Source organism: Martelella sp. FOR1707, assembly GCF_053484265.1.
The window spans coordinates 190,101-203,128 of the sequence record NZ_JBAKFP010000004.1 but is presented as its reverse complement, the minus strand read 5'-3'; the positions used below and the strand labels follow the sequence as shown (position 1 = coordinate 203,128).

General features: G+C 63.8%; 11 protein-coding genes. 4 read left to right on the top strand and 7 right to left on the bottom strand.

Features of this window, described 5'->3' with window-relative positions; genetic code table 11:
* Window positions 1–18: 18 nt before the first annotated feature.
* Window positions 19–543 (bottom strand): DedA family protein, encoded by a 525-nt coding sequence (locus V6765_RS12340; RefSeq protein ID WP_448429857.1) that lies wholly within the window; start codon window positions 541–543, stop codon window positions 19–21.
* Between the two features lie 320 nt (window positions 544–863).
* Here V6765_RS12340 and wecB point away from each other — a divergent pair, with 320 nt between their 5' ends.
* Genes wecB through V6765_RS12320 form a run of 4 tightly spaced genes read left to right on the top strand, consistent with a single transcriptional unit; the run spans window position 864 to window position 8,629 of the window.
* A complete protein-coding gene (gene wecB / locus V6765_RS12335; protein WP_448429160.1) occupies window positions 864–2,063 on the top strand; it encodes a non-hydrolyzing UDP-N-acetylglucosamine 2-epimerase in 1,200 nt (399 codons plus the stop codon).
* On the top strand, window positions 2,060–4,303 hold the full coding sequence (locus V6765_RS12330; protein WP_448429158.1) for a cellulose biosynthesis cyclic di-GMP-binding regulatory protein BcsB: 2,244 nt from the start codon (window positions 2,060–2,062) through the stop codon (window positions 4,301–4,303). Before wecB ends, V6765_RS12330 begins: the two co-directional genes overlap by 4 nt.
* 10 nt (window positions 4,304–4,313) lie before the next feature.
* A complete protein-coding gene (locus tag V6765_RS12325; RefSeq protein WP_448429156.1) occupies window positions 4,314–6,488 on the top strand; it encodes a glycosyl transferase family protein in 2,175 nt (724 codons plus the stop codon).
* A 2-nt stretch (window positions 6,489–6,490) separates the two neighbouring features.
* A complete protein-coding gene (locus tag V6765_RS12320; protein ID WP_448429154.1) occupies window positions 6,491–8,629 on the top strand; it encodes an NfrA family protein in 2,139 nt (712 codons plus the stop codon).
* Window positions 8,630–8,661: 32 nt separating this feature from the next.
* Here the strand turns inward: V6765_RS12320 and V6765_RS12315 are convergent, their stop codons facing one another.
* From V6765_RS12315 to V6765_RS12290, 6 genes are all read right to left on the bottom strand, one after another.
* Entirely contained in the window at window positions 8,662–9,510 is an 849-nt protein-coding gene (locus tag V6765_RS12315) for an MOSC domain-containing protein (RefSeq protein WP_448429152.1), read from the bottom strand.
* Between the two features lie 13 nt (window positions 9,511–9,523).
* Window positions 9,524–10,510: a mechanosensitive ion channel family protein gene (locus tag V6765_RS12310; protein ID WP_448429855.1), complete on the bottom strand. Its 987-nt coding sequence runs from the start codon at window positions 10,508–10,510 to the stop codon at window positions 9,524–9,526.
* A 62-nt stretch (window positions 10,511–10,572) separates the two neighbouring features.
* On the bottom strand, window positions 10,573–11,115 hold the full coding sequence (locus V6765_RS12305; protein ID WP_448429150.1) for a tyrosine phosphatase family protein: 543 nt from the start codon (window positions 11,113–11,115) through the stop codon (window positions 10,573–10,575).
* Entirely contained in the window at window positions 11,112–11,744 is a 633-nt protein-coding gene (locus tag V6765_RS12300) for a YfbR-like 5'-deoxynucleotidase (RefSeq protein WP_448429148.1), read from the bottom strand. The genes V6765_RS12305 and V6765_RS12300 overlap by 4 nt, the downstream gene beginning before the upstream one ends.
* Before the next feature lie 4 nt (window positions 11,745–11,748).
* Window positions 11,749–12,567: a CAF17-like 4Fe-4S cluster assembly/insertion protein YgfZ gene (gene ygfZ / locus V6765_RS12295; RefSeq protein WP_448429146.1), complete on the bottom strand. Its 819-nt coding sequence runs from the start codon at window positions 12,565–12,567 to the stop codon at window positions 11,749–11,751.
* Window positions 12,568–12,757: 190 nt separating this feature from the next.
* Window positions 12,758–13,015, bottom strand: a complete 258-nt coding sequence (locus V6765_RS12290; RefSeq protein WP_018066457.1) for a hypothetical protein — start codon at window positions 13,013–13,015, stop codon at window positions 12,758–12,760.
* Window positions 13,016–13,028 lie beyond the last annotated feature (13 nt).

Sequence of the window (13,028 nt, the reverse complement as noted above, 5' to 3'; positions counted from 1 at the left end):
GATAGGCCCGTCAGGCAATCATGACGGCGCGCCGTGCAAGGTGAGATGCAGGCGCTCGGCGATGATGTCGCCGAACATATAGGGCCCGATGGTCCAGACTGCGGCCCACAGCAGGCCGCCGGCGATATTGGCGGCGAGGAAGGGCGGCCAGCGCATTCCCATGGAGCCCGCCACGATTCCGTTCAACTGCCGGAGGATGACAACGAAGCGGGCGCCGACCACGACCCAGGCGCCGCGTTTTTCGTAAAGTCCCTCGATCCATTGCTGGCGGTCCTCCGTCATGCCAACATAACGTCCGTAGCGCGAAATCAACGCCCGGCCGCCAAACCGGCCGATCAGATAGCCGGTGCTGTCTCCCATCACGGCGGCGCAGACGACGACGAAGAAGATCCCGACGATCGACAATTGACCATCCGCCGCCAGCAATGAGGCGCCGATCAACGCGCTTTCGCCCGGCATCGGCGCGCCGAGCGATTCGAGATAGATGATCACAAACAGCGCCACCAGGCCGTAATGGCGGAGATAGGGTTCGATGAAGGTGATCGACTCGTGAAGAAAATGCGCCATGGGGTTCTGCTTGATCAGGACGCCGGCTTGCGTTTGAAAACCGGTCCGGTTGGCCTTGTTTCGTTGGTCATGGCTCACCTTGCCCGATTTTCATCCACGACGCCACAGCGCTCTTCCACCTGCGAGACCAACCGCCGGCGCGAAGGTCTGAATGCCGCAGATCCGGTTGTGAACTCCGGCGCGCCCAATGCGGGAGGTTAACGAAATGTAACCCGCAGAAAAGACACGTTTGCCCAATAGTCGGGTTTCCCGATCCGGATCCACCGGAGCCCTCTGTTTTGAATCGGAGCAAGAACTTGACCAAGATTCTCTGTGTTTTCGGCACCCGCCCTGAGGCCATAAAGATGGCCCCGGTGGTCAATGCTCTGAGGTGTGATAGCGCTATCACAACTGAGGTTTGTGTCACCGGCCAGCATCGCAGCATGCTTGACCAGGTGCTGTCGCTTTTCGCAATCAAGCCGGATTTCGATCTTGCCGTCATGGCGCCCAACCAGGGGCTGAATGCCCTCAGCGCGAAGATGATCGCCGGTCTCGACCAGGTGTTCGAAGAGGCGCGGCCTGATGTCGTCCTGGTCCACGGCGATACCACCACGGCCATGGCGGCGGGCATTGCCGCCTTCCATCGCTGCATTGCCGTCGGGCATGTTGAGGCGGGGCTGAGAACCTACGATCTTTCGAAGCCTTGGCCCGAAGAGATGAACCGGCGGCTCGTAGATGTTGTCTCGGCCTATCATTTCGCGCCCACCCTTTCGAGCGCGCGCAATCTCGCGGGCGAGCACCTTCAGGGCAGGGTCGTCGTCACCGGCAATACGGTGATCGATGCGCTCAGGGAGGTTGCCGCCCGCATTCGCGGCGACGCGGACCTCAGGGCCCGGCTGGACGCCGATTTTCCGTTTCTGGATTCCGAGCTGAAGACCCTGCTTGTCACCGGGCATCGCCGCGAAAGTTTCGGCGGCGGTTTCATCAATATCTGCAAGGCGCTGCGCGAACTCGCCCGGCGCGAGGATCTGCAGATCGTCTATCCCGTGCACCTCAACCCCAATGTCGCGGGGCCGGTGCAGGAAATGCTGGGCGACCTGAACAACGTGCATCTGATTGCGCCGCAGGCCTATCTCGAATTCGTCTATCTGATGGAGCGCTCCCATATCATCCTGACCGATTCGGGCGGCGTGCAGGAGGAGGCGCCTTCGCTTGGAAAACCCGTTCTGGTGATGCGCGACGTCACCGAGCGACCCGAAGCGCTCGCGGCCGGCACGGTGAAACTGGTCGGAACCGACACCGCGCGCATCATGCGCGAGGTCGTGCACCTTCTGGATGATCCCCGCGCCCATGCGCTCCAGTCCGCCGCGATCAACCCCTATGGCGACGGCAAGGCTGCAGAGCGCATCGTCGATACGCTTGCCGGACGCGCCGTCATTCCCTTTGCCGCGGAGCCTGCCCCGCATGCTCGTCCGCGCCACCTTCGCGCTGTTTCCTTGAGGACTGCCACGAAATGAAAAACACCAAAACCGCCCCCTCGAGGAACGCCATGATCGCCGCCCTGCTTGCGAGCACGGTGGCGCCAGTCCTGCTGGTTCCGCAGGTAAGCCATGCCGGCGCCATCGCCGATACGCTTGCGGCGGGGACCAAGGATCGGGTGATCACCCGCAAGGTCACGCTGGAGGACCTCGGCATCGGCACGCCGGTGGCGCTTGGATCGACAGCGGCCGAGCGCGATATCTATATTCCCGTCCCGGCGGGCGTCGAACTGATCGACCCCACGCTTAATTTCGAAGGCCGTTACCTGCGGGCGGACGGCGGACAGACCACCTACACCCTGTCGGCTGACGACCGTATGCTGCTTGCGCGCTCGCCGACGGATGACGGCGGTTCGGCCGATGCCAGCATCGGCATCGACGGCGCGGCCCGCGACAACGGTTTCGTCCATCTCAATGTGAACTGGTCGTCCGCCACCGGGCAATATTATTGCGACGATGCGCGACCGATCGGCAACATGCTCGAGATCGAGCCCGACACCTATCTGGAATATGGCTACGCGGCTTCCGCCGTGAAGGATATCAGCACGGCATGGTCGGCGCTTCCCACGGAGGTGACGCTGCTGGTTTCGGGCAACCACCTCGACAGGAACAGCTATGATGCCGCCTGGCGCATCGGAACCGCCCTGCAGCGCGACGGCAAGACCGTCAGGACCATCGCCCTGCCGAAGGTTGGCGACCGGATCGACACCGCCACGCTGACGGTACCGCCATCGCTTGCCGGGGTTCCGGCGTTCAAGAGCCTTGCGGGCGGCGGCGAGGTGCAGATCGCCAATGAAGCCGAGATTGGCGCGTTGATGCTGCTGGACGCCCCGCAATTCATCGCCGATATTGCCATCGCCGACGGCGCGATGGCTGAGCAGTTGAAATCCGCGCTCGATGCCGTTTCGGCGGAAATTGTCGATGCCGACGGCACTGCTTCTGCTGCTCTCGCGACCATCCGGCAGGATCTCAATTCGCTTGGCCAACCCGTTGGCGACGACACTGTCGGGCTCCGCACGCTTTCGGGCCGGCCGGTCGTCGCGGTTGCGCCGGATGCCGCCAATGCCGCGGTCGGCCTGTTCGATACGGTCTGGCGTCAATCGGCGGTATCGGGAGACCTCACGCTTGGCGCTGCGGCGATGCCGCCGGTGGCGGGCGACGCCATTGCGCTGGGTGCGCTCGGCAAGGCGCCGAGCCGGCTCGACGTCGTGGCAAGGGGCGACTGGTCGACGCAGTTCGATCTCGGCACGGCTGCGCCCGGAAAGGTGCCGAGCCGCCTCGACCTCGCGGTCTCGGCTGCCCCCGGCGCCACCGCGACGCTGCCGGTCGCTTCGGTCTCGATCAACGGCTATCTGCTGGGCGCAAAGCAATTGAAGGCCGACGGCACGCCGGAGCGGATCTCGGTCGCCATCCCCGCCTACACTTTGCTGCCGCGCAATGTCATCAATGTCGAGTTCCAGCGCCAGCCCGCGAGCGACCAGTGTCGCGAAGTCCCGCAGGCCTATCCCGCCGCGGTATTGCCGGATAGCCGCATCCTGTTCAGCGACGCCCCCGCCGCCGATGGCTTCACCACGCTTGTGGCGAAGCTGGCGGGCGACAGCCAGGTGGCCGTGCCGGCGGCATGGCTCGATGATGCGCTGAAAACGCTGCCGACGGTGATGAGCGTGGCCGATGCCGCGGGCATCGCGCCCGCGCGCTCCGAGTTTGCGGTCGTCGATAGCGCCACGGCGCCGCTGCCGAACAAGCCCTTCCTGTTCTTCGATATTGCGCCGGAAAAGGGTGCGGACCGCGTCAGCGTCACGGGCAACAAGATCACGATCGACTCGGCGCGCGGCGAGCGGCTTTTCGATGCCGCCGGGCTTTCGGACGTTTCGGTCGCCGAGGCCGTGCTCGACCAGAGCCAGCCGGGCCTCTACTATCGCACGGTCGGCGCCGGGGCCGATCTCGGCAAGCCGTTCAGCTTCGGCCAGGGCGATGTCGCCGTCATCGGCGAAGGCGGTGTTCTGACGGCGCTGAATGCCAGCGGCAACACGGTCTATGCCGCCTCCGGTGCGCCGCTCGACCAAAGCAACGGGTCGACGCTGCGACTGCTCACCAGTCCGAAATTCTGGCTGGAACAGGCGCCATGGGCGCTTACGACGCTGATCATCGGCGGCTTCATCGTTCTTGTCCTGCTGGCCGGTATCGCGCGCCGCAGGAACCGGGACAAGCGGGACTAGGCCGACAATCATGGAGCTCTACTGGCCATTCCTGTTCGCCGACTATTATCGGTTGCTGGAGGATTTCACCGCGATCGTCGCGGTGATCATCCTGCTGTCGTGCCTCGACGATCTTTTCATCGATGCGATTTTCTATGCGCGGGCGATCAAGCGGCGGTTCGCGGCCAGGAAACACCACTACCAGCCGCTTCAGCCGGAACAGCTTCATAACCGACCCGAACAGCATATGGCGATCATGGTGCCCGCCTGGCTGGAGCATGACGTGATCGCGGCCATGATCGAGGGCATGGTGCGCACGCTCGACTACCGGAACTACACGATTTTCGTCGGCACTTATCGCAATGACCGCGCCACGATCGACGAGGTCGAGCGGATGCGCAAGCGTTACCGCCAGCTTGTGCGCGTCGAGGTTCCCCATGACGGGCCGACCTGCAAGGCGGACTGCCTCAACTGGGTCGTCCAGGCGATTTTCGCCCATGAGAAGACGCACGGCATCACATTCGCGGGTACCATTCTGCATGACAGCGAGGACGTTCTTCATCCGCTGGAGCTGCGTTTCTTCAACTACCTGCTGCCGCGGATCGACCTGATTCAGATTCCTGTGAACTCGCTGGAGCGCAACTGGTACGAGCTCGTGGCCGGGGTATACATGGATGAGTTCGCCGAATGGCACGGGAAGGATATCGTCGTGCGCGAGGCTCTTTCAGGGATGGTGCCGTCCGCCGGCGTGGGAACATGTTTCTCGCGCAAGGCGCTCTTGACCCTTTCGGCCGAAACCGACAATCAGCCATTTAACACCCAGACGCTCACCGAGGATTACGATATCGGGGTGCGGCTTGCCGAACACGGCATGCGCTCGATCCTCGCGCGCTTCACCGTCGATTATAAAATGCGGCGCAAGAGCTGGTTCGGCTTTGGGCCGGAGCGTGAGAAGACTGTCCGCATGCCGCTTTGCGTTCAGGAATATTTTCCCAACAGGTTCCGCACCTCCTATCGCCAGAAGGCGCGGTGGTCGCTTGGCATCTGCTTCCAGGGCTGGGCTTATTTCGGCTGGTACGGTTCGCTGGTCGACCGCTATTTTCTGCTCAGAGACAGAAAGGCGATCGTCACCAGCTTCGTCACCGTTTTCGCCTATTTGCTGGCGCTCCAGTATATAGTCTTCCATTTCGCCATCAGCTTCGGCCTGTTTACAGCGACATATCCACCGCTGCTTTCGGTTCACGGCTGGGTCGGTGTCGTGCTGATCCTGAACGCGGTCGCGCTGGTTCTGCGCGTCGTCCAGCGCTTCTATTTCACGTCGCGGACTTTCGGCTGGGAGCATGGAGTGCTGTCGATCCCGCGCATGGTTGTCGGCAATTTCGTGAACTTCATGGCGATGGCGCGCGCGCTCAAGCAGTATGTCACCCACCTCGTGACCGGCAAGCGACTGGTCTGGGACAAGACCATGCACGACTTCCCGTCGGGCGACGGACTGGTGGAGCGCAGCGCGAAGCTTGGCGATCTGCTCGTCACCTGGCAGGCGATCGACGACGCCCAGCTTGATCAGGCGCTGGCGAAGCAATATCAGCAGCGCCGCCCGCTCGGTCGTATCCTGCTCGATGAAGGCTGGCTTCACGAGGAGGTGCTGGCCGAAGCCGTGGCTTTCCAGGCGGGTCACGAGATGCGGACGATCTCAGAAGACGACGTGCTGAACGCCCGCGGCCGGCTTTCCACCGATCTCTGTCTTCGCTTGCGCGTCCTGCCGGTGCAGGACGACGGGCAGGTGATGGTGGCAACCGCAGTACCGCTGGAACCCCAGGCGCTCGCCGAAATCGTCGCGGCGTGCGGCGAAATGCCGAAAATCTGCATTGTCCGCGACAGCCAGATCGCGGCGGGTCTGGACCTTCTTTGCGAACGCGATATCGCGGACGGCCGACACGTTTCTCGCCCTCTCAGTGACGAGATGCCGCGTCTTGGCGATATTCTCGTCGAACGAGGCGATATCTCCCCGGAAGCGCTGCGGGCGGCGCTTGCCGATTATTCTCCCCAGCGCGACGGACTGATCGGGGCCTATCTCGCCGCCCGGGATGTGGTCTTCAACCAGGCGATCGAGGAGGCGCTGGCCGAGCAGCGCCGCAGGATCGAGCGATTGCGCGAGAACCGGACGCTTTCGCCACTCCAACCTGTTGCCGGAAAGGCGATATGAACATGGCAGCGACAAACACGAAACGCTCATTCCGCAATGCCGCGTCCCGGCTCGCCCTGTCGGCGGCGGTTGCTGCAATCGCGCTCTCCATGGCTGCGCCTGCCGTTCTGGCCGACGACCAGTCTCCGCCGCCGCTCTCGCAGAGCAGTCCGGCCTATCAGGCGGCCGACGCTGCCTATCGCGCCTATAGCGCGGGCGATTATGACAAGGCGGTGGAGGAGGCCAGGAAGGCCGTTGAACTGGCGCCTGATCATGAGGCCTACAAGACCCTGCTGAAGAATGCCGAGACCGCGCGCGACCTAAAAAATCAGCCGGACGCGGCAAGCGGCGGCGTTTCGGAAACAAGCCCCGCCTATGAGGCTGCGGACGCCGCCTACAAGGCCTATGCCGCCGGACAATACGGCAAGGCTGTCGATCAGGCCAGGCAGGCTGTGGAACTCGCGCCGGACAATGCCGACTATCAGACGCTTCTGAAGAATGCCGAAGCGGCGGCGAGCCGGCCGCCAGCCAGAAAGGCAAGCCCTGCCGACAGGCAGGCGGACGCGGCCTATGCCGCCCAGCGCAAGGGCGATCTGGCGAGCGCTGTCGACCATGCCCGAAAGGCCGTCCGGCTTGCGCCCGGAAACCTGTCATTCCGCCTGCTGCTGATTGATCTGCTGAACGGAGAGGGCGACACGAAAGCCGCGATGGCGGCGACGGATCGGGCGATCGCGGCGCTTGGCGACAACCGCGAGCTTCTGCGCCGGCGCGGCGTGCTGGAACAGAAGAGCGGCGACCAGACTGCGGCGCTCGCCGATTTTTCGCGCGCGCTAGAGTTTCCCGGTCTGGCGGACGCTGACCGCCAGCTCAGGCTGGATCTCGCCGCCGCGGCAATGGCGACCTCCGACCCCTTGCTGGCCTATCGAACGCTGCAGCCGCTCGGCGATGCTGCCGGCTACGGTGTCTGGCTGCAACGCGGCGAAGCCTTGACCGCGATGGCGGATTATGACGCCGCCGGCAGCGCGCTCGACCGGGCCGGCGCCCTGGCCGGAAGCGAGATCGAGCAAGCGGACGTCGCCGCGGCTAAAATCAGGCTTGCCGCCGCCAAGGACGGCAAGCGGGAGGCGAGGGCGATGTTTGCCGAGGCCTCGGAGGACGGCGCGCTCGCGCCGCTTGGTTCCGCCGATATTGCCTATCTTGCCGCGAGCGTCGGCAACAAGGACATCGCCTATCAGTCCTTCAAGAACGCCTATGATCAGGGACAGTTGCGGGGCGCGCAACTGATTGACGCCGGTTACGCCGCCGTCAGGGACTATCGCAATGAAGAAGCGGTCGACCTGTTCAAACAGGCGATCGACCAGGCCGATGCCGGCGTCTTTCCGCTTTCCGAAACCGAACGCTTCAATCTCCGCCGCCAGATCGGCGACGTCTCGCGCCAGTGGGGCGCCTATGCCAGCGTGATCTACGGCACAAGCGGCATCTCGGATGGCTATCTGTCCCCGGCGGCTTCCTCCGGTGAGGTGATGCAGGTGGGGACCGAGATATACTGGCGTCCGCCGATGTTCGGCTATCGCGACGGGCGCACGGTCGACCTGTTCCTGCGCCAGTTCACCACGCTCTATGATTCGCTCGACGGTCCGGTTGGCGCTTCGACCATGCAGGGCGCGGCGGGGATCCGGATCAAGCCGTTCTCCGATTACAACTTCATTGTGGAGGGCGCGCGCTACTTCAAGATCGGTCGCGACAGCCGGGACGATTACCTGCTGCGGGCGGCGATCTCCGGCGGCTTCAACACCGACCTGATGCCGGCAATGTCCTCATGGTGGACGGGCCAGTATTTCGGCGAGGTCGGGCGCTATCTCGAAAGCAACCAGAACTTCGCCGACGGTTACGCGCAACTGGGGCGCAGCTTCAAGCTTGGCGGCGACGACGGAAAATTCGTGCTCACGCCCTATCTCGGGATCGCCGCTGACTATAACAGCACCGATGCCAACGAATTCGCGCTTGGCGCCGGCCCCGGCGTCAAGTTCAGCTACTGGTTCCGCGAAAACAAGTACGAGGCGCCGATGTCGCACATCGACCTCAACGTGCAGTACCGCGCGCGGCTGGACGGAGACGACAGGGCGCAAGGTTGGTTCGCGAGCCTCGGTCTGTCATTCTGACGGCGTCAAGGCGGCTCTGCCTGACGCCGTATTCACACCCGCCTCTTCAGCGGCCAGCGCTCCGACGCGCTTTTGGTGACGGTGACCGGATCGCCGACGCGCAGCATGCCTTCGCCGCGCGGCACCGCGTTCCAGCCGAACAGCGGGCCGGGCACCCGGCGGTCTGCAGACATGCGGAGCCGTCCGAGCGCGGGCAGCGGGTTTGCGCCTTCGCGCGAGCCGGTGGTCTGGTCCTGCGTGGTCATGATGCAGCGGGTGCAGGGCTTGACGAAATCGAAGGCGATGCCGCCGATTTCGATGCCCGCCCAGCCATCCTCCGCCCAGGCCTCGTCGCAATCGACCACGATATTGGGCCGGAACCGCTCCATGCCGACCTCTTCCGCGCCATGGGCCTTCAGATCGGCATTGAGCGCGGCAAGCGACCCCGTGGTGGTCACCAGCACCTGAAAACCGTCGGCGAAGGAAACCGGCGTTTCGTCGCCTATCCAGTCGCGGCTTGCGATCCGCTGTGCTGCGTTATCGAAGAAGGCGAGGCGGACCGGACGGTCGAACCAGTCCGAAAGTGTGGCATCGGCCGCGCCGGTGCTCGCCGCCGCGTTGACCGTGTCTTTCCAGACGGTGACATCGATCCGCTGCTCGCTGGAAGGCCCGGTTTCGATCTCCCCCTTGCCCTCTATCGACAGCACAAGCCCGTCCGGCCCCGGACGCGCCGTTACCCGGGCGAGCGCCGGCAGATCGCGCTGGGTGATGAAACGGCCATCCGGCTCCGTCAGTAGTGCGATGCGATCGCCTTCAAGGCCGCTCGCACGGCAAAACGCGGCATCAAGGGTGATGCCGCGCGCGCTTTTCATGGGATAGATGTTGAGTTCTGCGACTTTCATCGCCGGGCTCCGATCATTCGGGTTGTTTCTTTGCACTGGCCCTTGCGGCTGGTTTGCTCGCCGGCTTGGTGCCAGCCTTGGCTGCCGGTTTTTTCTCTGCCGTATCAGCCTGTTCGTTCTCAGCCTGCTCGCTTTTTTCCGGCTTTACCGGAAGTCCATCATCGTCAAGCGTCGAAAGCGTGACCTGCGGGAACGGTATCGAGATGCCGGCGTCGTCGAAGGCGAGCTTGGCGTCGCGGGTCATCACATGGGTGGTCTTCCACCACAGCGGGCCGGGCACCCAGTAGCGCATGGCCACCACCACGGCGCTGTCGCCGAGCTCCTTGACGAAGGCGTAGGGTTCGGGATCGGAGAGCACGTTCTCGTTGTTCTTCGCCAGATCGAGCATGATGTCGATCGCCTTGCGGAGATCGTCCTCATAGCCGATGCCGATGGCGAGTTCGTGCATGCGCTGTGCGACGCGGGAATAATTGGTGATCGAGACATTCCAGAGCGTCGAGTTCGGCGCGAGCCGGTAGAGGCCGTCGAAGGTCTTGAGCTCGGTGGCGAACAGGCCAACCTCCTGCACCGTGCCGTCAATAGAGCCAGTCGAGATATACTCGCCCACCTTGAAGGGGCGCAGCACCAGAAGCATGATGCCGGCGGCGATGTTCTGCAGCGTGCCCTGCAGGGCGAGACCGATGGCGAGGCCGGCGGCGCCGAGAGCGGCGAGGATCGAAGCGGTCTGCACCCCGAACTGGCCAAGCACCATGACGATGACGATGGTGAGAATGCCGTAGCGCGCGATCGCGCCGAAGAAACCGGCCAGTGTCTTGTCGACATTGTCGAACTTCATGAAAGCGGTTTTGACGGAGCGCTGGGCAATCGCCGCGACGATCCAGCCGACGATCAGCAGAATAATCGCGCCAAGCACCGAGAATGCGTAGGTGACGACCAGGGCCATCATCGCTTCGGCAAAATCGCTGGATGCATTCAGCAGGTCGGAGGCTTGCTTCTCTATCGAATCCATCAATGAGTCCTTATTATTCGTCTCAAATATCGTGGGCCAAGGTTACGGATACTCTACCTATGGCGCAACGGCGTGATGGCAAGATCATCGAGATCAAGTCTGAAAGGCGCGTTGAGCCGGCAGTCCCGGCCGCGGCCGATACCTTTTACGGCGGCAGTGAGCCGCCCCCCGCGCTGAAGCGCTTCATCGCCGAGCGCCGCCAGCCGCCTGTTTGGCGTGGCGGAGGGGGAGGCAGCGCGTAACGCCTTCGCCAGTGCATCCTCATCGATGTCTGGCGCGACCGCGAGGGCGGCGATCATGGCCGCTGCCGGCGAACGCGAGACGCCCAGCCAGCAATGCACCAGCAGCGGCCCATTGCCGCCCCACTGCCGTGCGAAATCGATGATCTGATCGACATGGGCGCGTTCCGGCGCCACGAGATCGCCGGCGCCGGCAAAGGCGATGTCGTTCATGCGCAGCACGAGGTGGCGGTCGATCATGCCGGGCCGGGCGAAATCATGTCCCGCGGCCATCAGCGAAATCATTTGCCGGCAGCCGTGTCGGGCGCACATCTCGCCGATCCGCTCGAGCGGCGAAACGATGATCGCCCCGCTCATTTGGCGGATTTCTTTGCCGTTTTCTGAAGCGCTGCGCGGGCTGTCTCGATTTCGCCGAACCGGTCGAGGAAACGCTGCTGGGCAAGCGCTGTCGGCATTGGCTCGATCGGCAGCATGTCTATGGATATGCCGTTCGGTTCTCCGAAGAAGCGCTTTGCCTCGGCGATCGAGAAGCCGGCGAGGCTGACCGATTCGAAATAGGCCGCGATCTTGTCGGCCGTCTTGATCCTGGCCTTCAGCGCCGGGCGGGGATGCGGCGGCAGGCCGAAGCGGAGATGCACGGCTGCTTCCAGCCGCTTTTCCACCGCCTTGTAGCCGCCGCCGACGACCGCCTTGAAAGGCGAGATCATGTCGCCGATGACATATTCCGGCGCGTCGTGCAGCAACGCCGCCTGGCAATCGTCGGCATTCGCCTGGGTGATGTGGCAGAACACCGCCTCGACCACGAGCGAGTGCTGGGCGACCGAATAGGCATGTTCGCCCAGCGTCTGGCCGTTCCAGCGTGCCACCCGCGCAAGCCCGTGGGCGATATCGGAAATCTCGACATCGAGCGGCGAGGGGTCCAGGAGATCGAGCCTTCGGCCCGAAAGCATGCGCTGCCAGGCGCGGCTGTCGTTCTTCGGCGGCATCGGGCTATTCCGCCCCGGATGCTTCGAGCGTGATGCCGCTCCAGCCATAGGGCGTGACGGTGACCGCCACATCGCCGGCCGTCAGGCTTTCGGCCGAAGCGGCCCGCTCGATCCGGAGGATGGCCATCGCCGCATCGCCCGCGACCGAGCCGATTTCGCCGGCGGGCTTGCCATCCGCAAGCACCGTCGTGCCGGGAGCGGGGAGGGCTTCCGTGCCGCGCACCATCACCAGCCTTCGCCGGGCGGTGCCGCGATGCTGCATGCGCGAGACGACTTCCTGGCCGACAAAGCAGCCCTTCTTGAAGGAAACCGCGCCATTCCTGTCAAACAGAAGGTCGTGCGGGAAGGCGTCCTGCGGGGCGTAATCGGCATGCATTTCCGGCACGCCGGCCTCGATCCTGAGCGCGGTATAGGCCGCTTCATCCGCCTCGCCATGGCGGCCGGGCAGGCGCTTTACGGTCGTGCCGGCGGGCGAAAAACGCATATCGGTCACCGCGGCTTCGGGCGCGTCGCCGGCGAAGACCGTCACGCCCTCGGTCTCTTCCTGAGCAATCGTCACTCTTGCCCGCAATTTGTAGAGCGTCAGCCGCTGCAGCAAGCTGGCGGCGTCTTGGGCATGGGTTTCGATCGCAAATCCCGCGTCGGTGCGGCTGATGAGAAAGTCGAACATCACCTTGCCCTGCGGCGTCAGAAGCGCGCCGGGCCACGCCTCGGCGGGGCCGATCCTGTCGAGGTCGGTGGTGATAAGGTTCTGCAGAAAATGTTCGGCGTCATCGCCGGCAAGCGTGATGACGGCCCGTTCCGGAAGGTGGATCTCAGCCATGATCATATCCTCTGGCATGCCGGCGGCATCGGGCCGGCCCGAATTCAAGATGTAGGGTCGCAGGCAGGGCGCACAAGCAAGCCGCGCGCGTTCCCTTCAACGGAGGCAATCGCTCGTGTTGTCACGCGGCGCAATGGATTCGTCAATGGTTGAAGTCGCGGGCGTTTTGCGAGAAAGAAAGTCGGAGGCGCTATTGCAGGATGCGTTCGGGCGAAAACTCGCCGGCGAGCATGCGTTCGCGCAGCGATTCGAGCATGGCTTCCGCGCCTTCCTCGCCGATCATCCGAACGGTTTCGCGCATCGCAAGCGCGAGCGCAGCATCGGCGATGATCTCGGGCTCGATGCCATCGGCAACGCCGTCAGCCCAGGCTTCGTTCTGATATTCGAGAGCCACCTGCATCTTTTCGCGCACGATCATGTCGTCGATCTCGTTGGCGTTCGGCTTCATCGCATATCCTTGT